Here is a 25806-nt window from a genome sequence, read left to right as displayed (position 1 = left end):
CTAAACTAGAATTATTTACATGAAATGTTAAATATTTATACATTATAGGTATTAACATACCACTAAATGTTAATTTGAAATTTTTAGATATTTTCATTAGTTATTTTATATTTCACCTTGCATATAATTATTTTAAGTAAAGTAAGCATATGTACCAACTTTTTTGGACTATTTTAGTCATATTTTTGATTCCTGTAGTTCTTTATATTTGCAGGTACAAGATGTTTTCGTGGTTTAATTTAAGAAATAATTCAAAAACTAAAATATTAGAATTAGAACAAAAGATATCAGAGCAAGATAATATTTTGAATCACGTTACTCATGAAATTAGGACTTCGATACATGGGGGAAGTAGTATTGCTCAGTTTTTATATGAAAATTGGGATAAAATGGATGAGCAAGAACACGTAAAATATGTCAGTATAATAGCTAAAAATAATCAGCGTCTTATAAAATTAATTAATGACCTACTAGACCTATCTAAGTTTAGTACCGGAAAAATGCAGTTTAATTTTGTTGCTATGGATCTATTATCTTCTATAAAAGAGACCGTGCAGCAACTTACAGAATTAAACATAATTAACGATCGAGTTAATATTATTCTTATTGATCATAGTATTACAAAAGCAATGATTAATGGAGATAAAGTTAGGATTAACCAATTATTGAATAATTTATTTAATAATGCACTTAAATATACTAAGGAAGGATTAATTATAGCGATAATTGATTTAAAAAATCATGAAAATATTCCTTATTGGTGCTTTAGCCTAATCGATACAGGTATAGGAATTCCAGACTCAGAACTTGAGACTATTTTTGAAGTATTTACTCGTAGTTCACGAACTAATAATAATTTTCTTGGTACAGGTGTTGGTTTATCTATTTGCCGAGAAATTGTACTGGCTCATAATGGTTATATTTATGCCGAGAATAACCATAAAAGAGGAACAAAATTGGAATTTATGATTCCTGTATACGATAAAAAAGAGACATAAAATGCTTACAAAGGATAATATTGCAAAAGTATTTACGATACTTTTTGTTGATGACGAACCAATTTGCCATGACGCAATAAATTTAGTGCTACATTATAAACAAAAATACAAAATTATCAGTGCTTATTCCGGACAAGAAGCAGTTAATTTATCTAAAATATATGCTAATACAATAGAGTTAATATTTCTTGATATTTCTCTTCCTGATATGACAGGTTGTGAAGTACATAAAAAAATAAGAAGTGATGAGAACCTTGCACATATTCCTATAATTTTTCAAACTGGTTTGTCTAGCAATCATCAGGGAATACAAAAACTCTTACAAGAACAAGCAACATACCTAATCCATAAACCTTATAAAAACGAAGAACTGCTTGAAACTATAAGGCAGTTCCATAAAACTTTCTAGATATACTCATTTATAAACCAATATAAGAATATTTATTCTTCTTATATCTAATTGAGGTTACTTAGATATTATATGTTTATCTTTTAATAATGAAACAAGGTCACCATTTTCATACATCTCACGTACTATATCGCAGCCACCTATCAATTCCCCTTTTATATAAAGCTGTGGTATGGTAGGCCAATCACTGAAAGATTTGATATCTTCACGTAAGCTAGGATTGGTTAAGACATTAATATCACGAAATTCTATGCCAAGTTTTTTTAAGATAGAAACAACGGTAGCAGAAAAACCACATTGAGGAAAATTGGCAGTGCCTTTCATAAATAATACAATATCATTATTAGCAATTTCATTTTTTATAAAATCAAAGTTTTTATTCTCTAACATTCCTAAACCTGATAAAAATTATAACTTCTTTTACTCTTAAATGTTATATTATGCAAGCTCAAATAGTTGATAAAATTTTTGAAATTTTAAGCCAAAATAATCCTACTCCTCGAACAGAACTAGAATATGTTAATAATTTTACTCTATTAGTAGCGGTGATATTATCCGCACAAGCAACTGATGTTTCAGTTAATAAAGCAACTAGATTATTGTTTGTGGAGTATAATACACCGGAAAAAATATTAGAGCTTGGGGAAGAAGGGTTAAGAACTTATATAAGATCAATAGGTTTATTTATAACCAAAGCAAAAAATATTGTTGCACTTTGTCGAATTTTGATAGATAAGTATGACAACAAAGTACCTAACAATTTTGATGACTTAATTAAATTGCCAGGTGTCGGAAGAAAAACTGCTAATGTAGTATTGAATTGCCTCTTTGGTAAGTCAACTATCGCAGTTGATACGCATGTATTTAGAGTTTCCAAAAGATTAGGGCTAGCAAATAGTAATACTCCCAAAAAAGTAGAACTTGAATTAGTTAAAGTTATCGATATAAAATGGTTACAACATGCTCATCACTGGTTGATATTGCTTGGTAGGTATATTTGCAAAGCACGAGTACCAAATTGCCCTGCTTGCCCAGTTAAAGAATATTGTGAATATTATGCTAATAATTTTTTGAAGTAGCAAAGTGTAGATATACTCAAATGATTTGAAGAATTGGCTAGGAGTACAAGTGGCAAGTTAACTAGTCATACATTTAGTATACTGCTCGTAAATGAAGAGTTGGTAGACGATAGAATCAAAATCAACAAGTGCTAGGAGTGTCTAAGCCGAGGAGCGCAGCGTACATTAGTACGTGAGTACCGCAGGTCTTGGACAACGACAACGCAATTGTTGATTTTCATCGAGTATATGTGAGTACGCAAAGTCCCGATAATAAGACAATGTCAACACTTGAAAGACGAAGAGTATACCAAACCTATTGCTTACGTAGTTAACCGAATCTGATGTAACTTGTTATTCTGAATTCTCATAGATGGAGAGGTGGCCGAGTGGTTTAAGGCGCTCGCCTGGAAAGCGTGTTCACGGTAACGTGTCAGGGGTTCAAATCCCCTCCTCTCCGCCATTCGGTACAAGTTGTCGTTTTTTCAAAAATATCGAACGGGAAACGTAGAGAGGTCTCAAGTTTTTTGCCCCTTAGTTTGAGGTTCTGAAATACGAAATTTATCATTTTGCGTTTTTGGGGCATTTCAGAACCTTTAAAAGTTTCATAGGCTTCAGATGCTAGAGTTATTAGCGTTGTAGCGGTATCAGTAAATTTATCGTCTGCTTCCTCATAAACTTTAATTAAACGAGCAATTTCATATTGGCGATCTTTTAATTGTTGTTTTTTTCTTTGAAATTCTTCTGTACTAAGTTCTCCATTGAGTCGCAAATCTATTAATGAATTTAATCTATTCTCATTTTCGGTATGCTCTTTCTTTAAAGCAGCTGTTGCTTGCCCATGCTCATCTTTCTTTAGCTCATTAGTGTTTTTTAAATAGGCTAGAGTCTCTTTTAGCATTTCTGGGTCTCTTATACCTATTCTTTTAAAAACCTCTTCTTGTTTGGATTCTTTGGATCCCATGTACCTAAATAAGTCCATTCGTCCACTTTGCCATCTGAATATGTTTTGCTGTGAGTTTCAGCTGTTACAACTTTACCAGTTACTGCACAGGTGATTAATCCTCTAAAAAGAAAATCCTTACCACCATATTTAAAAGGCTTCTTCTTCCATCCTAAACGTACATCTTTACATGCCATAAAAGTCTCTTTTGTTATAATTGCTTGGTAACCATGTGACCACATCTCTCCTTTTACTCTCATTTCACCGTAATAAAATGGTTGTTGGATCATGCGATGCACTACTGTTTTATTGACGTAGCAATTGTTTTTGCTTCTAAGACCAAGCTCCTTAGCTTTTTCAGTCAAATAATTAAGAGTATACATTCCTGTTGCATATTCTTCAAAGAGTTTTTTTATGATAGAACCTCTTACAGGATCGAGAATTACTATACTGTTTCCTCTTTCATCTCGACTATTTAGGTAACCAAGAGGGGCTGGTCCTATCCACTCTCCCTTACGCAATTTATGATCTAGGCTTCTTTTAACGTTATCACTTAAACTATCAACGTAAGATTGTGCCATCAATACGTTCATTCCCCACATTAGCTTTGCATGAGACTGAGAATCTTTATCTATTATGTAACCTTCTGTTCTAAAATGTAATTCTATCTTACCAGCTTTTATTGGTTCTTCTAGTAATGAAATTTCTGAGATTCTTCTTTGTACTCGATCTACTTTATCAGCAACTATAGCAATTGTTTCTCTATGGCTTTTAGCAAATTTGATCATCTCTTTAAATTGTTTGCGATCACCTCTGCTTGAAGATTCGATAATTTCAAAAGTTTCGATAACTTCAAGATTTTTACGTTGGCAATATTCTACTAATCTATATTTTTGAGCTTCAATTGAATACCCTTCTTCTTGCTCCCTTGTTGAAACACGAACTAAAATTATTGATTTTGTTGCTTTGTCTGTCATATTTTTTCCTTTGATAATAGTAATAAATTAGAGTTTAAATTAATAAGTATTATGCATTCAGAGATAGATTAAATACTGGACAAGTCAAGTCGAGTTTGCATTAAATTATCCAAGTAACCCCAGTATTAGAGCCAAGTGTAACATTTTTTTAGCATTAATAATTTTTGGTTATTGTAAAAATAATTGTTTTAACTCGTAGCAGGAGTAACTTTATCAAGTGCTTTATCATAGATACCCCTATTTATCTATTTTAAGGCTATTACACGGCTTTTTAGTATCATTATGGTACAGGAATCTAGTTTTTGAATTATTACGCTCTAAGTCTAAATATGGGCTTTTTTTATATGGGTTTGCTTTAAAATAATAGATAAGTTAAAAACTTAACCGAATACCACTGTTTACATCGATCCCCTTATTGATATTCTGTATCAGATATGATACAGATGAATATTTTTAAAATTATACCCCCAGTTTTTTGTTGTGGCTTTCTAGAGTCTCAGTTAACAGCTCTTCTACTTGATAACTAATATTTTCATTGTCAAAATCTGTGAACTCTATTATTATTTTGCTTGTAATTTTATTATTAGACTCTAGAAGTCCCACCAGTGTTATTGCTCCATTGTCAGTAATATTGTTATAGCTAAGGTCTATTTGGCTGATGGTTCTATTAGTTTCCAAAGCTTTAACAAGCTGGACAATCCCAACATCACCAATATCATTATTACTAAGCGATATTTTCTTTATAGTGTTATTATTTTTTAGGAGTCTTGCTAATATGATTGCTCCTTTATCAGTAATATTATTGTTGTCAATATCCACTTGCTTTATAACTTTATTATTTGTTAGAACTCCTGCCAGTATATCCGTCCCTTCATCACCAATATCATTACCTCTAAGACTTATTTGCTTTATGGTTTTATCATTTTCTAGAAATTCATCTAGTATGATTAGCCCTTGAACCCCAATGTTGTTATATTCAATATCTATATTAATCAAACTATGATTATTTTCTAACAGTTTGATAAGCAGACTTAGTTCCTCAAATCCAATACCGTTGTCGCAAAGACGTATTGCAGTTATAAGCTTATTATGTTCTAAAACTTTGCCAAGTATTTCAATTCCTTCTAAACCTATACGAACTTCGATAAATTCTATATAAGTTACGTTAATTCGGGATAAGGATTAGTAAAAATGCTTTAGCTATAACTAATACAAGATTTTGGATATGTATAAATTGCATTTCTGTGAATTCATACATTAATTGCTCTTCGTAGTGTATATATGTCTGCTATTTTTACTAATCCTTATCCCGAATTAACGTAAGTTATATTATTGCTCTGCAAAACTTCTCTAAGTATTTGTGCAGCAATGTTAGTAATATTATTTATTTTTTCATTTGTTGAATCATTTTGTTGTTGATTTTTGACATTGCTCGTCATACAATTAACCCCTATTGTTCGTTAGGAAAATAGACACTGAGGTTAGATTTAAAAATTTTGCGATTGTTGCTTCTAACCTCGGTGCTTAACACCACACCACGTAGTATCATCTTCACACATATCCTCATTAATCCTAGAAGTACAGCGGTTTTTTCCACTATTAGTGATTTTTTTGTAAAATTTATTATAGCAGTGTTGAACTAGAGACAGTGGCTAAAATTATTATTAAGTCAGTGCCTAATTTAGCTATTAAAATCAAGGAAGTATTGAAAGAACGGGATGTACTCTCTGTATTTACCAACATATTCCTCTGATCTCAATTCAATTTAGCATTGCTAGACTAACTAAGAATTACTTATAAAAAATGATTAAAAATCTTGATGAAATAAGAGATACTATCACAGAAGCCTAAAACTTCCCTAGGTTATTTATAAAATCTTAATTCATCAATGAGGAAATTACATATGAACTCAAGGATAATATCATTATTAAATATTTTATTAGCACAATTAATATTAATTAGTACCTGTAAAGCTGAGGGTAGTAACCTACCGAGTGCCAGAACTGGTAAATCTATATTACTACCAAAAGTGATGAGTCCTAATACAAGTACTAATATAACTATTATTTTAAATATAAATCAATCTAGCAATGATTCATACTTTACAATTGAGTTAGGGGCATATGAGAATAGAAGCCCATCATTAAAACTCACTATGGGATCAATGCTAGAGTTATATTCTCCAATCCAAAATTCAGCAAGTACTCAGCGAAAATTACACATAGTAATGCGTCCATTTCAAGAATCGAATCAATCATTAAATGAGTATCCTAATACCAAAGAACAAAGTCCTAGATTAAAAAAGGAGTTATTAAGAGAAAAAGTATTCAGAAAAACTTATCCTCAAGAAATAAAGCTTCAAAATGAGGAAGTATACTCAAATGACCAATCACGTTACTACGCAAATAATCAATCACTTTACTATTCTATCTTAATACCGAGTTTTAGAACTAATAGTGTCTTGGATTTGTTAGGCAGCAGTAAACTAGATGTCTGGCGGGCAGCTTGCCGACAAGCTTATGCAGATAGTTCAAGTCTATGGCGAGCTTTTAACCCAAAACATATTATTGAACCTGAGTTACGGGATATTGCTAAATATTTCGAAACTTACAATAACAAATTAACCAAGGAAGAGTTTGAGCAAAAATATGGTGAATCAGGTTTAAAGTATGACCATAATTTTACCGTTCAATTAGTAGAGGATATTTTAGAGAGGAAAAAGCAGCGAGAAATTAATGAATATATAATTGCTGCAGGTAAAGGTGGATTAGTTGAAGTTATTGTAAAATTTGGACTCGAGGTGATATTTGGTAATCTGTTCTTATTAACATTGCTGCTAGCTTCGTCCCTATTGTGGTGGGCAAGTAAGATGGGTGGCAATGGCTTTAAAAAATGATAAACTAGCTAACTCCCAAAAGTATAGAGGTTTTCCTCTATCAATGATTTTTTGGTAAAATTTGTTATAATAATGCTAAACTGGAGACAATAGAATTATTATTAAATTAAACACCTAATTTAGCTAATTAAGATTTAATGTGTGGCGACATTAATCAGAAATATCAAGTCGCTACACATTCAAATTTTTTATTTCATTACTCAAATAGCTACAATCTTTAAAAATAAGGGTAAATAATTTTATTAAAATTTACCACTTAAAGCATCAAGTATCACTTTATTATTGGTAATAATGGCATCCAAATATTTTATGACTTGTTGTAAATACCATATAATGGTTGTAGCACTATCACCTGAATAGTCGTATACTTTCTGCATTAGCTGATCATTAGAACAAAGCGTTTTTAATACCTTTGTTAATGTCAACCTTGCTTCAATCAATTCTGGCTGAAGCTCATGCAGATTAATAATTTCTTTTTGTTGATTTTGGTCGTTATTAGTCATATGATTTTCCTACCGTTTTTTAGGTTACAAAAAAATGGGGTACTAGAGGTTAGCTTGGTAAAATTTACGTTTTATTCTAACCTCTGTACTTGTTAGTTAACTAGATGGCACTTACTAACTTAACAACAAACTTAAACATATTAAGTGCTATCAACACCACATCTATTCCATATTAGAAGAGGAGTAAAGCAAATTGGAAAGTAAAATCAAATATTTTTCTAAAAAAATAAAGAAGCTGCAAATAAGAGACAGCGAAAAAATAACCACTGTAACCCGCAACTAGATCAGTTAAACTAAATGTTACTTATCGTTAATCTAATTTTTGATTTGGCAGTACTTTTTATAATTCACGTCAATTCGGGATAAGGATTAGTAAAAATGCTTTAGCTATAACTAATACAAGATTTTGGATATATATAAATTGCATTTCTGTGAATTCATACATTAATTGCTCTTCGTAGTGTATATATGTCTGCTATTTTGACTAATCCTTATCCCGAATTAACGTAATTCGTCTCAACAAATAAACCAAAATATTCCCTATAAAACTTACTATAGCAATTTCTTCCTTAGTAAAAACTGGCTTGTTAATTGATAATTTCTAAAAAACTAATTCTATATCTTCTCTAATCTTTGCGGCATTTTCTTTTAGTATTTGCACATTTGTTAATTTTAGCTTCGAGTCTTTTATATACCACGCTGTTCCTTCATGGATAGTCGGTATTAAATCAATTCCTCTTGCTTTATGCGATAAATGTGATACCTTAGCTAAATGACCATATTTTTCTAAATATTGGTTGATGAAATAGGCTACATTTTCCCGATAATAATATAAAAAATTTCTTCTTCCCCAATCACGTCCTTTCTCACCAAAAATTACTTCGCCATTTTCTAAACATAGTAGTTTTCTAGTAGTCATCTGAATGTGGGCATGAGGATTATTTGGATTGTCATAATGAATGTTTATATCTGCTATCATGCCATGGCTAACTAGGCACTCAGAAGCAAAGTGTTCAGTAAGTTCAGTATTTTGTTGTTGAGTTAATTCTTTTGGTAAGGCTATGGTCAGCTTTCTAGCGGTCTCAGCATTTTCTCTTGTTTTACGGTCAGTTGTAAAAAACTGCAATTTACTTCTTGAAATATAGCTACTTGCTGCAACTGCATTTTGTCCTTTGCTTCTTCGTACTTCTGATTTATTACAGTGATATATTGCCATTGCTATTACCGCTATAAGCTGTAAGTTTTGGGTAATAGCAATGACAAAAACTGAATCTTTGAGCACAGGCAAACTAGGTTTACCTAGTTTGCCCAAGTGCGGGTAGAGGGATTCCAAAAGCAAATGCTAAAACCTAACTTGTAACTACATAGTTTATTTTATTGGCAAGCTTTATATAGGCAGCAGAATGCTCCTTAAGTGGGTTGTTTAGGTAGGGTGGGTGAGTGAAGAAAAGAGAGGTAAAAAAGAAAATGGTTTATCTAAAAAATAGCTATAGGTGGAAAATATTAGTTGATTGTAAAATAAACGAACTGTATAAATTTAAGAAAAAGTAGCTATAATTTTATTGAATTGGTAGTAAGTTAAACGTATTACAAATTACTTTATTAAAAGTAAGCTTTTTGTAATAATAACTGCAAGCGTGAAAATGGGTTAGGAACTTTAATAAAAATACTTCTTTGTTTAAAAAGGCAAAAATTACAGATATATTGAGAATATTTAATGTTTTTGTAATAATATAAAACTGCTTAACAAGGTAGATTGAACTCGTACAAGACTCCTTTTGAGTTGGTTATTTTAGATCTTTTATCTGAAATTTGCTAAGGTAAGTAGAATTGGCAATGACGTTAATAAAACCAATCAATAAAGTTTTCAGTTAGTCTTTAAGAAAAATAACAATATCAAGACTAACTGAAAAAGTAGTGGAATTTTTTCTAGTTTATAGTTATACCATCAGTTTCTATATAGTTGTTCTCTAGATTTTCAATTAATAACTCTAGTTTAGGATCAATATTATTAAGATTAACATCATAATTTTCATTGCCGCCAAAACTCACCATTATTTTGCTGACAATATTTTTATTACTTAGAATTTTTACAAGTTTCTTTGCTACTTTACGACTAAAAATATTGTGACCTAGTGTTATTTCGGTTAGAGTCCTATTAATTTCTAAAGCCTTGAAAAGTTGTAAAGCCCCCTCATTACCAATATTATTACCATTAATATGTAATCGCTTAAGGGTTCTATTATTTGCTAAAAATTCAGCCAATATTATTGCTCCTTGTTCACCAATATCATTATGTTCAAGGTCTATTTCGTCCAAAGTATTATTATACTTTAACGCTTTAACAAGGTACTTTACTCCTTTATAGCCAATATTGCTTTCACCAAGATTTATGTTGGTTACAGTCTCATTATACTCTAAATCTTTACTAAGTATCTCAGCTCCTTTTGACCAAATATAGTTTCCAGCAAGGTTAATATGGGTTATAGCATCGTTATACCGTAACATACTACTTAACGACTCTATCCCACAATCCCCTATATCAATATCTCTAAGATCTAGGTATTTTACAGAGTTATTACGTTCTAGAACCCTAGCAAGTTCTCCAGCTCCCCAATTTCCAATATACGTTAATTCGGGATAAGGATTAGTAAAAATAGCAGACATATATACACTACGAAGAGCAATTAATGTATGAATTCACAGAAATGCAATTTATACATATCCAAAATCTTGTATTAGTTATAGCTAAAGCATTTTTACTAATCCTTATCCCGAATTGACGTGTCTTATATAATTGCTTAGCTAGCATCTTTTATATTCTCTGCTAATAGCTGATGCAACATCGCAAGATATTCATCTAAACTGGCTTAGCTTTACTATATTTAGCTAATTCAAACTTGGTCGCATCACTGCGTATAACTTTTTTAACAGTATTTTTTGATATATTAAGCTCTTAATTGCCTTGCCATCAACATGATACATTTTACGTATCTTTGCAATTGATTCCACGATAAACACTCCCTAAAAACTCCTTAAAAAAATATTTAAAATATTAATTTTTTGGAGATATTGTTACTTTTTTAGAGGGGGCATTTTTCGTTACAATCTTTGCTCTAAAGGGGTCAAAACCTGATTACAATTTACAAAGGTGCTGATCTTAAGGCTACAAGCAATGATGGCAAGACACCACTGGTTTTAGCTACAGAACAAAATCACGAGAAGATTATTGCATACCTACAACTAAAAAACGTGCTGAAAAGTGTTGATTTTCAAGGTCAAGATTTAGCTATAAAAGACAATACATCAGACTATCCTATTCCTCCTGAAGTTACAGAGCAAACCTTTAACTCTTTGTTAGGTTCTTTACAAGAGCCGCCGGATTTTTAAAACTGTAATTGTGTATCCTGTATCAGTAAGGCAGGTGTCACTGCTATAATGCTAGATCTACGGCATTTTGATAAAAGGTTTGCACCTAGACGTTTATTTGACGTGCCTGTAAAAATGGGGTGGATCAAGCATTCTACTTTAGAAAAAGATCTTAATCCTTATCCAATATTTTTTTAAAATGAGTACAATATGACGTTTATTATGGATAAATTAGGCGATGTTGTTACTAGATATAATTCTGTATTGAATCAAACTTATCTATACTATATCATATTTTTATCGAAATAGTCATACTAGCACATTTTATTAAAACTTAATCGGTAAAATAATTTATTAAAATTTAACTAAAAATTTTACTACCAAAAACATAAATATAATTGAATAATATGATAGTTGAACTTTCAGACACTAATACACATCTCAAGGGAACTGATACTGTTACGGAGAGTAGTAAGCTGCCTAAAATGCTAGTAGGTACGGATGATTTTAAAAAATTATTATTAAACAGTAATATCTTTGTTGATAAGAGTCTCCTTGTTAAGGACATAATAGAAGATAGTGGTGATGTTATATTAATCACTCGACCAAGACGTTGGGGTAAGAGCCTTAACATGGATATGCTTTGCAAGTTCTTGGAAATTGAAGTGGACAAGAGAGGTAAGCCTTTAGCTCAAGAAAAGAGAGTAAATCATAAATTATTTATCGGTGGTGAAATTGATTTAGGAGTAGCTAGTGGTAAAAAAAGACTACTTAAACCACTTCAGATAACACAGTATTCAGACATTATCTCTGACTACCAAGGTCAATTTCCTGTTATTTCCATAAATTTTAAGGACGTTAAAGGTAGTAGTTACCAAGAAATTGAGAGTGGGATAAGGATAAATATTAAAAATGCTTATGACCATCATAAATATCTAGAAAGTAGTGATAAACTTAGTGTAGAAGAAAAAAAGAATTTTCAAGATTATTTAACAGGTACAGATAAGCTAGAATTAGCACAGTTGAAAATTAGTTTAGCTTTCTTAAGTAAACTACTGTTTAAGCACTTTAATCAAAAAGCCTATATATTGATTGACGAATATGATACGCCTATTAATAGTTCATACATTGAGTTTGGGGATAAACCAAAAGAGTTTGAGGATGTACTAAAGATATTTCGCGGGATATTTGGTAGTAGTTTAAAGAGTAACCCTTATGTGGAAAAAGGCGTAATTACTGGGATATTACGGATAGCTAAGGCTAATTTGTTCTCAGATTTGAATAATGTTACAGAATATACCTTACTTGATGATGATTTCTCTAAGTTCTATGGTTTCACTCAAGCAGAGGTAGATGATTTGCTTACAAAAGTACCGCTCGACACTAATACTGAACAAATTAAGGATTGGTATAATGGTTACACCTTTGGTGGAGAGGTCATTTACAATCCGTGGTCAATAATGCAATGTTTAGCACATAAAGGTAAGCTTGATCACTACTGGCTTGATAGTGGTGGTACAGGTTTGATAGATAAAGTATTGTTATCAGATGAAATGCAAGAAGATTTACAGAGTTTAGCTGCGGGCAAAATCATTATTTCACCTATTACCAAACAAATAAGTTTTGCTGATATCAATAAACCAGTAGGATTACTCAGTCTATTACTGTTCAGTGGTTATTTAAATCCTACGGTTCAAAATTCAGAAGAAAATATTTATGAATTGTCAGCACCAAATCGGGAAGTAAGACACATATATAAGGCACGGATGCTACAATGGGTAACTGATCAGTTAAAAATTGATAGTTCTAGATATTACTCGTTTGTTAGCTTGTTACCAGTAGGTAAAATAGAAGAATTTAAAGAACGGTTACAAGAATTACTACAAAATTCTACCAGTTTCCATCAGACAGGAGAGAGAAAAGCAGAATTATTTTATAGTGGCTTTATGTTAGGACTTGTTAACATGTTAGCCTTCAGCTACATAATAGCAAGTGAACAGGAGTCAGGAAGTGGCAGAGCTGATGTGATCATGATCCCAAAAGCTGGTAGAGGAGATAAGGCAATTATTATTGAGTATAAGATAGCTAAAAATGCAGAAGATTTAGCCTCAGTAGCTAAAATGGGCTTAAAGCAAATTATAGATAAACAATATGATATAAAAATAAGACAATATCAATATGTTAAGCAAATACTCAAAATCTCTATGGCTTTTTGCGGTAAGAATATGGAGTTACAATACCAAGTTAATGAACTCTAATAATAGACTGTGAGCGTTTGAATAACTAGCAATTTTACGTCTATCGTGGTTCTGAAATTGTCCACTACGCCCCGCCATTCCCTATCAGCGATATTAGCAATATTTCCGTTAAAAGCCTGATACTCATGGTATTTCCTCCGGTTAATTAGGTTGAATTTTAATAGTATAGGAAATTGTATTACTTGTCAATTTACAACTAATTCGTAGGTTATTTTGGTAAAAAAACACATATCACGTCAATTCGGGATAAGGATTAGTAAAAATGCTTTAGCTATAACTAATACAAGATTTTGGATATGTATAAATTGCATTTCTGTGAATTCATACATTAATTGCTCTTCGTAGTGTATATATGTCTGCTATTTTTACTAATCCTTATCCCGAATTAACGTAATTTACCAAAGTAAAAAATCGTCAATTAGCAATAAATTTCACTGGTGGTGATATTAGTAGCGATGGAGGTGCGTTGTTGCTAGGAGAAGCAGATAGAAGACTTGGTATCACTAATGATTTGGCAAAATTATTTCCTGATAAACGTAATCCTAGTAAAATTACTCACAGCTTAGTTTCAATACTCAAGCAGCGTATTTACTCGATTGCTCTTGGTTATGAAGACTTAAATGATCATGATCATTTAAGAAAATGTCCAGCTTTACAAACAACTGTCGGTACACTCGAAGATATGGCTAGCAGCTCTACTTTATGCCGTTTTGAGAATAAAGCTGATCGTCAGTTTGCCATAGAGGTACATAAGTTGATGCTGGATAAATTTATTGCATCATATAAAACAGTTCCTTCGTCACTGATACTGGATTTTGATGCCACAGATGATGAGATTCACGGTAATCAGGAAGGTAAGTTTTATCACGGTTATTATCGTCATAATTGTTTTTTACCTTTATACGTATTTTGTGGAAAAAAGTTATTAGTTAACTATTTACGTCCATCAGATCAAGATCAAGCTAAGCATGCATGGGTGATATTATCGTTATTAGTAAAGTATCTACGTAAAGCATGGTCTGAGGTTGAGATTATTTTTCGTGGTGACGGTGGATTCTGCCGACATAAAATGTTAGATTGGTGCGATAGTAATAATGTGAAGTATATAGTTGGCATGGCAAAAAATAATAATCTTAATAAACTGCTTGCACCCATTATACGTTAATTCGGGATAAGGATTAGTAAAAATAGCAGACATATATACACTACGAAGAGCAATTAATGTATGAATTCACAGAAATGCAATTTATACATATCCAAAATCTTGTATTAGTTATAGCTAAAGCATTTTTACTAATCCTTATCCCGAATTAACGTATTATGCAACAGGCTAGTGAGCAATTTGCTGCAACAAAAGAAAAGCAACGTCTTTTTAGCGAATTTCAATATCAAGCTGGTAGCTGGAGTCATCAACGCAAGATAATAGGTAAAGCTGAAGTAGGTAGCCTTGGTGAGAATCCAAGATATGTAGTAACTAATTTAGCAGGTAAGCCTGAAGATTTATACGACAAAATTTATTGCACACGTGGCGATATGGAGAATCGTATTAAGGAGCAGCAATTAGAGTTGTTTGCTGATCGTACTTCTTGTCATAAATGGTGGGCTAACCAGTTGAGATTGCTTTTATCCGGGTTAGCATACACTTTGATAGAATATATTCGTGATAAACTATTGCAAGGCACGGAACTAGCCAAAGCACAAGTTGGTACTATACGTTTAAAACTATTTAAAATTGGAGCTATAATTATTCGTAATACTAGAAGTATCAAATTCTTGTTAGCTTCATCATATCCTTATCAGCATATATGGAATAGTGTCCTGAAGGCGTTAGCTCTAGAATGAGCTAACTATAGTGCTGTTCCCGGCACATATAAAAAAGGGGGTAAGGGGGAATTTTATCTAAAATCAGAAAAAATCATGATTTTAGATATATTTTGTAAGAAAATTAACCAGTATGTAAGATTTATATACTAATTTACGTCAATTCGGGATAAGGATTAGTAAAAATGCTTTAGCTATAACTAATACAAGGTTTTGGATATGTATAAATTGCATTTCTGTGAATTCATACATTAATTGCTCTTCGTAGTGTATATATGTCTGCTATTTTTACTAATCCTTATCCCGAATTAACGTAATTTACAACTCAACTCATATTCATACACACTTCATGCAATATGCGGGCTAGAATCTCTTTAGTAAAGTTAAATGAATTTTTTGCCATAAATACCTACCTTAAATTATATTTATTTAAGTGATAAAACTAACCTAGCTCAATTAAATTATTTTCATAAGTTAGTTAAATATTCAGTTTATATTTAAACAATTACCGCTGATAGAAATAGTTTGCAAGAATTAATTTATAAGAATGAAAATTAAAATAAGGAAATGTTTAAAAGTGGTATTTTGACAACTTGAATTATATTTTTAGTAATTAAAGCTAGAGCGGGCAATTATTTTCAAAATGGTAAGACTCAATTTTAAGTTGATTCAATTCATTGTTGATGATAGAAATAATTAACTATTATTTGCTAAGTATTTCAATAAATAAAGTGCTAAAAAATACTAATTTTGTGTGTACACGATATACGTCAATTCGGGATAAGGATATTGAGAACATGTAGATTAAAATCAAATTTTGTTGAAGGTTTATTTTTCTTTAATGAATAAGCAACAAGAGTAGATAATATATGGACAAAGGCATTTATTGGTGATCTATGTCTAGTATGTTCAAGGTTCATTTTATTTTTTAGATAATCAAAAACTGTTTCAATTAAGTTACGCTTTCGAAGTAAGATTTTTTCTTTCAAATCCATTAATTTATTTTCCATATTCTTCTTAATTCCATGAATCATTTTTAAGCCTCTTTCATATAAATTTAAGAACAAATTTTGCTTAATATAACCTTTATCAGCTGCTATAATTCCAGTTAATCTTTTTGTTAACTCCGGTACTGGAACCCTATCATCTACATTGCCTTTGGTCACTTTTAATGCCATAAACTCCCCTTTATTATTGATTATTACATGTAATTTAAAACCATAAAAATACCCCATAGAGGATTTACTATGTTTGGCTAATCCTTTAAAAACTTTATTGCTATAACGCCTTTTATTGTGACAAGCTTTAATCGTTGTAGAGTCAATAAAATAAATACCTGTTTCTTCACCAAACAACAAATGAATCAACATATTTAGCGGTATGAATAATCGTGCCATTAATTCAACAAATCTATTATAACTCAAGGCTTTAGGGAAATCATCCTTATGCATGCACTCTATATAACTTTTATAGAAAAATTTAAAATTCTTAGCATAGGATGTATGAAACATAATTATTATTGTTAACATTTCACTTAAACTCATGCTACAACAGCGATTTCTCTGCTTATTTGATGGTAATAACTTTCTCTGTTCATACTCCAAATAAATTTTACAAAAATCATCTATAAAACTATATAATTCTGTGATATCTTTTTTCATGCCTGTAGTTTGTTTTTTTGTTTAAAAATATAAATACTGCAGGCACTCCTTTTTGACAATCCTTTTATCTATTACTATTTCATCTATATCTTATCCCGAACTGACGTATAACGGGACTTTCACCCATAAGATTAATGCACCTTTTCTTGGCACACACACAAAAAAAATTATTGACTCTCGGAGTCTATAATATAGTTTGTGTAAGTTGCAAAAGAAGCAGTAAGAGATTACTGTAAAAAGAAGTAACTAAAACAAAGGGAAATTATGGCTAAAGAAATAGGTAAAGATAAAGAAAAATTAAACATAAGTAATCATCTAGTAGAAGAATTATTATCAAAAGCAAACCCATCAGAGTTATTTGGTCGAGATGGTTTATTTCAACAGCTAAAGAAACAAATAGTTGAGAAAATATTAGCAAGTGAGTTAGATCATGAATTAGGCTACTCAAAACATAGTAAAGTAGAAAAAGTAGATAATAATCGTCGTAATGGTAGCTATGAGAAGACAGTAATTGATGATGATGGTCGTAAGTTGACATTAGAAGTACCAAGAGACCGGGAAGGTGAGTATAATCCACAATTAATACCAAAAGGGCTGAGGAGATTTAATGGATTTGATGAGAAGGTAATTTCACTTTATGGTAGAGGAATGACAGTCAGTGAGATTCGTGGTCACTTAGAAGAAATATATCAAACTGAAGTATCTAGTGATTTAATATCAACCATAACAGATGGAGTACTAGAGGAGGTAACTAGGTGGCAAAATCGCTGTTTAGATAGGATATACCCAATATTGTATTTGGATTGCATATATACTACTCATAAATGAAGAGTTGCAAAGATAGGAAAGATATTATAAAGTTTAGGACATTATGAGAAAGAATGTATTGACAGAAGAACAAAGAGAAAAGTTGAAGGAACGTCATAAGACAGAACGAGACGGACGCATACGTGATCGTATTAAGGCAGTTTTGATGTATGACGATGGGTATAGTAATGTAGAGATTGCTAAGGTACTACTCTTGAGCCACGAAGCGATAAGAAAACATATTGTTGATTATCAAAAAGCCAATAAGCTTGATACCGACAATGGCGGTAGCACAAGCAAATTAAGTGATGGTGATAGGGCAGAATTAGTGACTCACCTAGAAGCAAATAATTATGTTTATGCTAAAGATATCATGCATCACATTGAGAACAAATATGGGGTGACATATACGATAACGGGAGTAACAAAATTACTATACAAACTGGGTTTTGTTTACAAGAAGCCGAAAGTAGTACCGGCTAAGCTGGATTTTGACAAGCAAGAATTATTTAAGTTAAACTACAGTTTACTAAAAGGGGATCTCAGAGATAAGGAAGCCATATATTTTATGGATGGTGTTCATCCTCAGTATCAAGCAAGGGCAAGGTGCGGTTGGATAAGAAAGAACCAAGATAAGACCTTACCAACATTCAGTGGCTGGAGAAGAAAGCACATGATTGGTGCTATTAACCTAGCCGATTTACAGTTAGTAAGCACAGAGAACCCCAAAATAAATGGGGAGCAGATAGTTAATTTTCTACAAAGGTTGGAAGAGGAGAATAGTGACAAGGAAAGAATATATTTAATCTGTGACAATGCTAGTTACCACAAATCCAAGAAAGTTAAGGAATACCTAGTAAATACTAAAATAGAGCTAGTATTTTTGCCACCATATAGTCCAAATCTTAACCCAATTGAGAGATTATGGAAGTTTATGCACAGTATTACAACTAATAATAAATTTTATCATAATTTTGAACAATTTTCGGAAGCAATAAACAAATTTTTTAGCAACATCGGCGATTATAAAGATAGGTTACGTACCTTAATAAACGATAATTTCCAGACTATTACCGTTAACCATTTTTGCAACTCTTCAGGTTAATTGAGTATATGTTAAATCTAGGGACAATCATATAACGTTAGCATCCGTAATGGAAGTCAATAAAAAAATAATAACTTAACATAAATTTTCATTCCAAGAAGAATTATTTTTGACAATAGAGTGCATAAAAGCGAGTAATTTACGCATAACAGCAACAAGAGCAACTTTTGCTGGTTTATGTTTAGCAATTAAGTGGTCATAAAAATTGCGTAAACGCTTATTACATCGTAAGGCAGCTACTGCAGCCATATACAGCACTCTTCGTAGATTACCTCTACCGGCAAAGATACTTCTTCTACCTTTATAACTGCCACTTTCTCTAGCAAAAGGGGCAAGACCTACTAAAGCAGTTAAGCTTCTAAAAGTAATATTACCAAGCTCTAGTGCTTCACATATTACAGTGGTAGCAAGAGTAATGCCAACTGCTGGAATAGAAGTAAGCTTATCAATTTTATCTTTGATTTCTTGATTCTTAGAAATTAAGGCTTTGATATTCTCATCAATCTCTTGTAATTGTTCTGTTAAACTAGTAATATGCTGGTTCAAAGATAAGATGATTACATGGTTAAACTCAGTATCCTGCCTAGCAACTTCTTGATTCTTAAATACTAATAATTGTTCCCTTCTTTTTAATAAAGCATGTAACTGTTGTTGGCTATTACTATCATAAGTAACTTTAATTGCTAGTGCAAAGCATGTTGCATAATCATGTAGTAATTTACTATCGATGTTATCAGTTTTAGCAAGCCATCCTCTAGCTTTAGCATAACTACGCACTTTATTAGGGTGTACTGTAGCAAAAGGTAATTTATTTATTTTTAAAAATTCTCTTAAGTGATATTCATATCCACCAGTAGGTTCAAAGACAACAATTAACTCAGATAAGAGCTGATAGTGTTTATTAATAGTGCTAAGCATAGTAGTAAAACCTTGCTGATCATTGGTAACCTCAAAAGCCTTGTTGGTAGCTGGTAGATAGATATTTAAAGTTTTTTTACTAACGTCCACACCAATATAAGTTGTTGCCATATAGAGCCTCATTATTTATATTAATAATAGGATATGCTACATACTCATACGCAAGGTTTAAACCTTATGACATCCGTTCGTAGTCTTTATCCAAAATAGGATGGGTCTTTGCTAACGTACGAAGTCTCTGAGCTTCAGAGCTTCAATTCGGGATACAGTTTACCCATCCTACCACTAATATAACTGATCACGTTATATTTATCATGGCTCTTTTATTGTATGATTCGGGATAAGGATTAGTAAAAATGCTTTAGCTATAACTAATACAAGATTTTGGATATGTATAAATTGCATTTCTGTGAATTCATACATTAATTGCTCTTCGTAGTGTATATATGTCTGCTATTTTTACTAATCCTTATCCCGAATTAACGTACCTACCGTTCGTATTTCACTTTGTGGTTCTAAGAGAAGTGTACCAAGATGACCTCGATCTTATGACCAATCCTGAAAACGGTATCACTTCTCTTCTTCTACCTTGACTCTTTTTAACGATATATTCAAGATACAACTCTGAGTTTATTTCAGTATCTAAAAAATCAAGTAGTTAGCATAAATTATCGTAAGTAAAATTTACAAATCAGCTTTACAACGATTTGAAGTGTAGAAAATCTCGGTTCGAGCGTTCGCACCTAAGACTCTCACTTGTCCGGGATAATGCCGCCGACTTAAACCGGACACCAGTGGAAATAAATTCAGGATGACGTTCCACGAGTCCAAAGATGTGGGTAATAGTAAGCTCTGAAGTAGCAGCAATACTGTTAGACTCTGATATGATGAAGAGTGCAAGATTCTATAGAGCCTTTTATTAGCTCTATTATCTCTTTCAATAGTGAGCAATCATTTCTTTCTGCTCTGTTAAAAAACATACAAAACATAAAGGTTTCTCTTTTGGAGATAGAGCTTGTATAGCACTTGGTATCAAACTGAATGTTTCTATATATACTTCTGATAAAGCTTGGGATAATTTAGAAATCAAACAAGCAGATATTAAGTTAATAAGGTGATATTATTGTATTACAATATTTATGGTGCCGATAGAGGGAATTGAACCCCCGACCTACGCGTTACGAATGCGTCGCTCTGCCAGCTGAGCTATACCGGCAATAGGTTAGCTCTAGGTTCTTATATCTTAAAAATATGTTATAAGTAGTTATAAGAATCTAGTCAATTTAACATTCTTGACCATTCAGGATCAGAAGCATCTTGAGGAGTGAGAATCTCTCTTTCATTATAACCAGTCAAATCAATGGAATATATACGATTTTTACCTGCTGTTTTGTTTCTAGGAGGCCAGCCTTTAGCAAACATAATTATCCTACCATTGGGTGACCAACACGGACCTTCAACTAGATAGCCACTAGTTATAATTCTTTCACTATTCTCATCACCATAGGAAAGTGCTTTCATCACTCCAATGGTAAAACCCTCTCCTTTAGAAAGTTTAGTAAAGGCTATATAATCTCCTCTAGGTGACCAACTTGGTGCAGTATACATTCCCCCGCCAAAACTGATACGTTCCACATTTGAACCATCAGAATTCATAATATATAATTGTCTTGTTCCACTTCGATCAGAATTAAAAACTATTTTACTGCCATCAGGTGAATAGCTAGGAGAAGTATTAATACCAATACCGTTGGTCAATTGCCTAGTTGCCATGCTATTCAGATCAATTTCAAAAATATGCGTAGCTCCCTTTCTTGCTATCGACATTATAGCCTTCTCCCCTTGAGGTGAGAATCTTGGAGCAAAGGACATACCAGGAAAATTACCAACCAATCTTTCCTTACCTGTTTTAAGATCACGAACATAAACATGTGGTTTTTGCTTGTGAACATAGGATAGATACATGATCTTATCTGCTTGTGGTGAAAATCTTGGAGTAAGAACCAAATTTTTACCATCTGACAGATATTTATGATTAGCACCATCATGATCCATCATAGCTATTTTCTTTACTCGTTTTAGATAAGGTCCACTCTCTGACACATATACTATTTTTGTATCAAAATAACCTGAGTCTCCAGTAATTTTCTCATAAATTTTATCAGCTATTTTATGTGCTACTCTACGCCATAAATGTGGTGGTATTTCAAAAATCTCACCTATAAGATCTTTTTCTAAGCTTGCATCCCATAATATAAAACTAACCTTTAGCTTACCAGAAGATAGCTTTATAACTTCACCATTAATCAGAAGATTAGCATTAATGTGTCGCCAAGCAGCAAAAAGAGGTTTATGTTTTATCCCCACAATTTGTTCTATAAAAGAAGCAGTAGAAATTGGGCGGAACATGCCGGAAATCTTTAGATCATTAGATATTACACTAATTATATCAGCACCAATTACATTATTCGCACTATCATCTGCATCAAATTTATTAATGGCTATCGGTATTGGATCAACATGTCCTCGCTCTATAACTATAGTTTCTATTGCATAACTATTGAAGTTAGCAACTAACAACAGTATAACACAAAAATACCTGACCACTAATACCACCTAGATCTTTTTTTAACAATATTTAACATCAACTTGTATTTAGGTTCTGTCGCCAAAAACAACCTAAATACAAATTGATGTTAATATATAATAAAAGTTTGGTGGGCGATAGTGGACTCGAACCACCGACCTTTACGATGTCAACGTAATGCTCTAACCAACTGAGCTAACCGCCCTTGCTTCTCTGATTTAATTTTATACTTAAAACAACAAAGTATACTCTTCTACTTTAAAGAATTGGTTTTTTAAATACTTGCGGAGTCTATCGCGTACTCACGTAGCAAATGTACGCCTAGTCGGTTTACCCCTTGTTTGTTGTTCCAATTCTTCAAATCATTTGAAATATATATCAAGTTTTCATAGTCACATGTCTAATCTATAATAGCTTCAATTTCAAGTTTTATTTGCATTATTTTAAATATTCAGCTAGAATCCGGCATAAAATTATAAGTAAATGACCTTAAAATCTCAAGCTTTTGATATTAGCAATAATTTTGTAGTGGCACTGGATGGTCCAGCAGCATCGGGTAAGGGTACAATTGGGCAAATGTTAGCACAAAAACTTAAGCTTACTTACTTTCAATCAAGTATTGTATATAGAAGCCTTGCTATTTCTTGTATAAACCAAAAAATTGATCTTACTGACATAAATGGAATAATTGAATTATCCAAATCTACGGAATATGTACAAAATTCAGAACTTGATAGTGAGATTGTAGGTAATGTAGCATCAAAAATTGCTATTATACCGGAAGTAAGAAATAACCTAGGAAAATATCTAAGAAAATTAATAAAAACAACTCCTAGAATTATAATGGAAGGTAGAGATATTGGAACAGTAGTTGCCCCAAATGCTGACTTAAAGATTTTTATCAGAGCAGATATTGTTATTAGAGCAAAGAGAAGATATAAAGAGTTGCAAGAAAAAGGGGGGGGGTATATATTTGATACAGTTTTGGAACAACTAAAAATAAGAGACAAACGGGATATAGAGCGTGATATTGCTCCAGCTCTTCCCCCACAAGGAGCTTTAGAAATTGATACTTCTTATCTATCACCAAAAGAAGTGATTGATAAGATCATGGAGTTTATTTCAGTTAACGCGAATTCGGGATAAGAATTTGTCAATTCTTATCCCAAATTCGGTGAAGTTATAGAAACAATCAGATTTGAGACGGCTCTGCATCTGATTGTTAAATTAATATTTTGCTAAAAACATGATTTTAAAAGATTAAAATCATGTTTTTAGCTTTAGAAAGGTTTAAAATGCATTCGTGTTAGCCGCTTTAAGAATGCATTTTTCCTTATATTAAAGCCAATTAGGGATAAGAATTAGTTAATTCTTATCCCTAATTGGGGTAGTTAGGTAACATCAACATATTTTATGTGCCATAGGTTGTTTTATCTACATTTTATTAACCCTTCATAGTTAATTCAGTTGAATTTGATTACTTAAGGCGAAGAACAACTCGCTTATGCAAATTCAAGTCAATTAACTATAATTTTTATACTAGACGGCACAACTAGTATTAGAGAATAATATGCAAAAATTTAAGAAAAAATTTGTTTCTCAACTTGCTGAAATTAGCATTCAATCTCACGAAGATTTTGCACAAATGCTTGAAGCCATAAGTACTAGTCACGTAAAAGAAGGTACTGTTGTCAAAGGTCAAGTAGTAGGGATTGCTAAAGGTATTATCATAGTTGACGTTGGATTAAAGAATGAAGGCAGAGTTCCTATAGAAGAATTTGCTCTAGCTAGTAATCAACCTTTACCAGAAGTTGGCGAGATAGTTGATGTATATATTGAGAAAATTGAAGGGCGTAACGGTAGAACTATACTAAGTCGTGAAAAGGCCATTAGAGAAGAATCATGGGGACATTTAGAAATTGCATGTGCCAATAAACAGTTTGTTGATGGTGTAATATTCGGACGTGTTAAAGGTGGATTTACTGTTGACGTATCAGGGGTTGTTGCCTTCTTACCTGGAAGTCAGGTAGATGTTAGACCAATAAAAGATATTTCTTCATTAATGGGTATCAAGCAGCCATTCCAAATTTTAAAGATGGATAAGAAACTTGGTAATATCGTAGTTTCTAGAAGAGCTATACTTGAGGAATCAAGATCTGAGGCTAGAGACGAAATGTTATCGAAAATTAAGGAAGGAATAATATTAGATGGTACAGTAAAAAATATCACTGATTACGGTGCGTTTATTGCTTTAGGTAATTCAGGTAATGTAGACGGTCTATTGCACGTTACTGATATTTCATGGAGCAGAATAAATCACCCTTCTGAAGTTTTATCTCTAGATCAAAAAGTTAGGGTTATAGTTATAAAATTTAATGAAGAAACTAAGAGAATTTCACTTGGTATGAAGCAACTTGATCATAATCCATGGCAAAGTATAAAAGAAGAATTCCCAGTTGGCAAAATAATGACTGGCAAAGTAACAAATATTGCTGATTATGGGGTATTTATTGAATTAAAAGATGGTATTGAAGGACTCGTTCATTCAAGCGAAATTAGTTGGGTAAAATCAAATCAACATCCTAAGAAAATGCTTACTATTGGTCAAGAAGTTCAATTCACAATCTTAGAAGTTGATACCGATAAACATAGAATATCTCTAAGTATTAAACAGTGTCAAGATAACCCAATCATTGGGTTTGCACATAGTCATCCAATAGGTAGTATAATTAAAGCACCAATACGAAATATCACTGACTTTGGTATGTTTGTAGCACTTGATGACAACATTGATGGTATGATTCATGAAACAGATATAAGTTGGGAAGGCAATGGTACTGAGCTGTTAAAAACATATAAAAAGAATGATCAAATAGAGTGTAAAGTTTTATCAATTGATATTGAAAAGGAACGTATAAGCTTAGGTATTAAACAACTAAGCTTTGACCCGCAGCAAGATGAATTTGACATGTACAAAAAAAATATGGTCGTTACTTGCTCAGTTACTGAAGTTAAAGATGATGGGATAGAAGTTATTTTAGACGACAAAATACTGGGTTTCATCAAAAAAGCTGATCTTTCTAGTGAAAAAGCTGATCAAAAAACTGAAAGATTTGTCCCTAATGACAGAATTGATGCAAAAATCATTACCATTGATAAGACATCTCGTAAAGTTACTTTGTCAATAAAAGCACTTGAAATAGAAAAGAGAGAAAAAGCTATCAAAGAATACGGCTCTGCTGATAGTGGTGCTAGTCTAGGAGACATACTTGGAACAGCTCTTGACGATAGTAAAGATGATAAGACAAAATGATGTTGAGTATTACTGGAAACGATTCTTCGTATGCATTTTATAGCTAACCCGTTAAGGTTCTAGATAACTCCCGTCATTGCGAGGAGCTACTTTAGTAGCGACGAAGCAATCCAAAAAGTGATTAGAAATGGATTACCACGACCACTACGTGGTCTCGCAATGACGCCTAGAATATCAATAACT

At 32.1% G+C, this 25806-nt stretch carries 25 protein-coding genes and 3 tRNA genes; 14 read left to right on the top strand and 14 right to left on the bottom strand.

Going from position 1 to position 25806, the window contains the following annotated elements; all coding sequences use genetic code 11:
• The first annotated feature begins 221 nt into the window (after positions 1 to 221).
• Together ACN1AG_RS03465 and ACN1AG_RS03460 are read left to right on the top strand one after the other, a co-directional pair.
• Entirely contained in the window at positions 222 to 998 is a 777-nt protein-coding gene (locus tag ACN1AG_RS03465) for a HAMP domain-containing sensor histidine kinase (RefSeq protein WP_341757845.1), read from the top strand.
• A 1-nt stretch (position 999) separates the two neighbouring features.
• Positions 1000 to 1407, top strand: a complete 408-nt coding sequence (locus tag ACN1AG_RS03460; RefSeq protein WP_417905460.1) for a response regulator — start codon at positions 1000 to 1002, stop codon at positions 1405 to 1407.
• Between the two features lie 57 nt (positions 1408 to 1464).
• Here the strand turns inward: ACN1AG_RS03460 and grxD are convergent, their stop codons facing one another.
• Positions 1465 to 1797 carry a Grx4 family monothiol glutaredoxin gene (grxD, locus tag ACN1AG_RS03455; protein WP_341754066.1) on the bottom strand — a complete coding sequence of 111 codons (333 nt, stop codon included), beginning with the start codon at positions 1795 to 1797 and terminating at the stop codon, positions 1465 to 1467.
• Positions 1798 to 1847: 50 nt separating this feature from the next.
• Here grxD and nth point away from each other — a divergent pair, with 50 nt between their 5' ends.
• Together nth and ACN1AG_RS03445 are read left to right on the top strand one after the other, a co-directional pair.
• Positions 1848 to 2486 carry an endonuclease III gene (nth, locus tag ACN1AG_RS03450; protein ID WP_341754065.1) on the top strand — a complete coding sequence of 213 codons (639 nt, stop codon included), beginning with the start codon at positions 1848 to 1850 and terminating at the stop codon, positions 2484 to 2486.
• Positions 2487 to 2840: 354 nt separating this feature from the next.
• Positions 2841 to 2928: transfer RNA gene (locus tag ACN1AG_RS03445), tRNA-Ser, on the top strand.
• Here the strand turns inward: ACN1AG_RS03445 and ACN1AG_RS03440 are convergent.
• The 4 genes from ACN1AG_RS03440 to ACN1AG_RS03425 all read right to left on the bottom strand — a co-directional run bounded on the left by ACN1AG_RS03440 (position 2899) and on the right by ACN1AG_RS03425 (position 5824).
• The gene (locus ACN1AG_RS03440) at positions 2899 to 3366 is read right to left on the bottom strand and encodes a hypothetical protein (protein ID WP_417905459.1); all 468 of its coding nucleotides are present in this window, start codon (positions 3364 to 3366) and stop codon (positions 2899 to 2901) included. The genes ACN1AG_RS03445 and ACN1AG_RS03440 overlap by 30 nt on opposite strands.
• A gap of 17 nt (positions 3367 to 3383) precedes the next feature.
• Complete coding sequence (locus ACN1AG_RS03435) at positions 3384 to 4385, bottom strand: recombinase family protein (RefSeq protein WP_417905458.1); 1002 nt, start codon at positions 4383 to 4385, stop codon at positions 3384 to 3386.
• Between the two features lie 459 nt (positions 4386 to 4844).
• Entirely contained in the window at positions 4845 to 5381 is a 537-nt protein-coding gene (locus ACN1AG_RS03430) for a hypothetical protein (RefSeq protein ID WP_417905457.1), read from the bottom strand.
• A 308-nt stretch (positions 5382 to 5689) separates the two neighbouring features.
• Entirely contained in the window at positions 5690 to 5824 is a 135-nt protein-coding gene (locus ACN1AG_RS03425; protein WP_417905456.1) for a hypothetical protein, read from the bottom strand.
• Between the two features lie 464 nt (positions 5825 to 6288).
• Between ACN1AG_RS03425 and ACN1AG_RS03420 the strand changes: the two genes are divergently transcribed.
• Positions 6289 to 7281 (top strand): hypothetical protein, encoded by a 993-nt coding sequence (locus tag ACN1AG_RS03420; RefSeq protein ID WP_417905455.1) that lies wholly within the window; start codon positions 6289 to 6291, stop codon positions 7279 to 7281.
• Positions 7282 to 7523: 242 nt separating this feature from the next.
• On the opposite strand, the gene ACN1AG_RS03415 is transcribed toward ACN1AG_RS03420, so the two are convergent.
• From ACN1AG_RS03415 to ACN1AG_RS03405, 3 genes are all read right to left on the bottom strand, one after another.
• Positions 7524 to 7784, bottom strand: coding sequence for a hypothetical protein (locus tag ACN1AG_RS03415; protein ID WP_417905454.1), 261 nt, complete (start codon positions 7782 to 7784; stop codon positions 7524 to 7526).
• A gap of 601 nt (positions 7785 to 8385) precedes the next feature.
• Positions 8386 to 9066 (bottom strand): MobA/MobL family protein, encoded by a 681-nt coding sequence (locus ACN1AG_RS03410; protein ID WP_417905453.1) that lies wholly within the window; start codon positions 9064 to 9066, stop codon positions 8386 to 8388.
• A 647-nt stretch (positions 9067 to 9713) separates the two neighbouring features.
• The gene (locus ACN1AG_RS03405; RefSeq protein WP_417905452.1) at positions 9714 to 10451 is read right to left on the bottom strand and encodes a hypothetical protein; all 738 of its coding nucleotides are present in this window, start codon (positions 10449 to 10451) and stop codon (positions 9714 to 9716) included.
• A 585-nt stretch (positions 10452 to 11036) separates the two neighbouring features.
• Between ACN1AG_RS03405 and ACN1AG_RS03400 the strand changes: the two genes are divergently transcribed.
• The 5 genes from ACN1AG_RS03400 (at position 11037) to ACN1AG_RS03380 (ending at position 15253) form a co-directional block, all read left to right on the top strand.
• The gene (locus ACN1AG_RS03400) at positions 11037 to 11174 is read left to right on the top strand and encodes a hypothetical protein (RefSeq protein WP_341758559.1); all 138 of its coding nucleotides are present in this window, start codon (positions 11037 to 11039) and stop codon (positions 11172 to 11174) included.
• Between the two features lie 48 nt (positions 11175 to 11222).
• Positions 11223 to 11351: a hypothetical protein gene (locus ACN1AG_RS03395; protein ID WP_417905451.1), complete on the top strand. Its 129-nt coding sequence runs from the start codon at positions 11223 to 11225 to the stop codon at positions 11349 to 11351.
• Positions 11352 to 11560: 209 nt separating this feature from the next.
• On the top strand, positions 11561 to 13411 hold the full coding sequence (locus tag ACN1AG_RS03390; protein ID WP_417905450.1) for an AAA family ATPase: 1851 nt from the start codon (positions 11561 to 11563) through the stop codon (positions 13409 to 13411).
• A 424-nt stretch (positions 13412 to 13835) separates the two neighbouring features.
• Positions 13836 to 14576 carry an IS1380 family transposase gene (locus tag ACN1AG_RS03385; RefSeq protein ID WP_417905584.1) on the top strand — a complete coding sequence of 247 codons (741 nt, stop codon included), beginning with the start codon at positions 13836 to 13838 and terminating at the stop codon, positions 14574 to 14576.
• 155 nt (positions 14577 to 14731) lie between these two features.
• Positions 14732 to 15253 carry a transposase gene (locus tag ACN1AG_RS03380; protein ID WP_417905449.1) on the top strand — a complete coding sequence of 174 codons (522 nt, stop codon included), beginning with the start codon at positions 14732 to 14734 and terminating at the stop codon, positions 15251 to 15253.
• 749 nt (positions 15254 to 16002) lie between these two features.
• Here the strand turns inward: ACN1AG_RS03380 and ACN1AG_RS03375 are convergent.
• Positions 16003 to 16893 (bottom strand): IS982 family transposase, encoded by an 891-nt coding sequence (locus ACN1AG_RS03375; RefSeq protein ID WP_367363772.1) that lies wholly within the window; start codon positions 16891 to 16893, stop codon positions 16003 to 16005.
• 264 nt (positions 16894 to 17157) lie between these two features.
• On the opposite strand from ACN1AG_RS03375, the gene ACN1AG_RS03370 reads away from it, so the two are divergent.
• Together ACN1AG_RS03370 and ACN1AG_RS03365 are read left to right on the top strand one after the other, a co-directional pair.
• Positions 17158 to 17721, top strand: a complete 564-nt coding sequence (locus ACN1AG_RS03370; RefSeq protein ID WP_417905448.1) for a transposase — start codon at positions 17158 to 17160, stop codon at positions 17719 to 17721.
• Positions 17722 to 17764: 43 nt separating this feature from the next.
• Positions 17765 to 18805 (top strand): IS630 family transposase, encoded by a 1041-nt coding sequence (locus tag ACN1AG_RS03365; RefSeq protein ID WP_417905447.1) that lies wholly within the window; start codon positions 17765 to 17767, stop codon positions 18803 to 18805.
• 75 nt (positions 18806 to 18880) lie between these two features.
• Here the strand turns inward: ACN1AG_RS03365 and ACN1AG_RS03360 are convergent, their stop codons facing one another.
• The 5 genes from ACN1AG_RS03360 to ACN1AG_RS03340 all read right to left on the bottom strand — a co-directional run bounded on the left by ACN1AG_RS03360 (position 18881) and on the right by ACN1AG_RS03340 (position 22515).
• Positions 18881 to 19834, bottom strand: a complete 954-nt coding sequence (locus ACN1AG_RS03360; RefSeq protein WP_417905446.1) for an IS110 family transposase — start codon at positions 19832 to 19834, stop codon at positions 18881 to 18883.
• An 826-nt stretch (positions 19835 to 20660) separates the two neighbouring features.
• Positions 20661 to 20813, bottom strand: a complete 153-nt coding sequence (locus ACN1AG_RS03355) for a hypothetical protein (RefSeq protein WP_417905445.1) — start codon at positions 20811 to 20813, stop codon at positions 20661 to 20663.
• Positions 20814 to 20863: 50 nt separating this feature from the next.
• Positions 20864 to 20939, bottom strand: a tRNA-Thr gene (locus ACN1AG_RS03350).
• A gap of 62 nt (positions 20940 to 21001) precedes the next feature.
• On the bottom strand, positions 21002 to 22330 hold the full coding sequence (gene tolB, locus ACN1AG_RS03345) for a Tol-Pal system beta propeller repeat protein TolB (protein WP_417905444.1): 1329 nt from the start codon (positions 22328 to 22330) through the stop codon (positions 21002 to 21004).
• A gap of 108 nt (positions 22331 to 22438) precedes the next feature.
• A tRNA-Val gene (locus tag ACN1AG_RS03340) sits at positions 22439 to 22515 on the bottom strand.
• A 278-nt stretch (positions 22516 to 22793) separates the two neighbouring features.
• On the opposite strand from ACN1AG_RS03340, the gene cmk reads away from it, so the two are divergent.
• Both cmk and ACN1AG_RS03330 read left to right on the top strand, forming a co-directional pair.
• Positions 22794 to 23456 carry a (d)CMP kinase gene (gene cmk / locus ACN1AG_RS03335; RefSeq protein ID WP_417905443.1) on the top strand — a complete coding sequence of 221 codons (663 nt, stop codon included), beginning with the start codon at positions 22794 to 22796 and terminating at the stop codon, positions 23454 to 23456.
• Between the two features lie 424 nt (positions 23457 to 23880).
• Positions 23881 to 25623, top strand: coding sequence for a 30S ribosomal protein S1 (locus tag ACN1AG_RS03330; RefSeq protein ID WP_417905442.1), 1743 nt, complete (start codon positions 23881 to 23883; stop codon positions 25621 to 25623).
• Positions 25624 to 25806: the final 183 nt, after the last annotated feature.

This window comes from Candidatus Tisiphia endosymbiont of Micropterix aruncella, assembly GCF_965178575.1.
Classification (GTDB): Bacteria; Pseudomonadota; Alphaproteobacteria; order Rickettsiales; family Rickettsiaceae; genus Tisiphia.
Note: the sequence above shows the minus strand (reverse complement) of the source record. Positions and strands in the feature narration are given on the sequence as shown.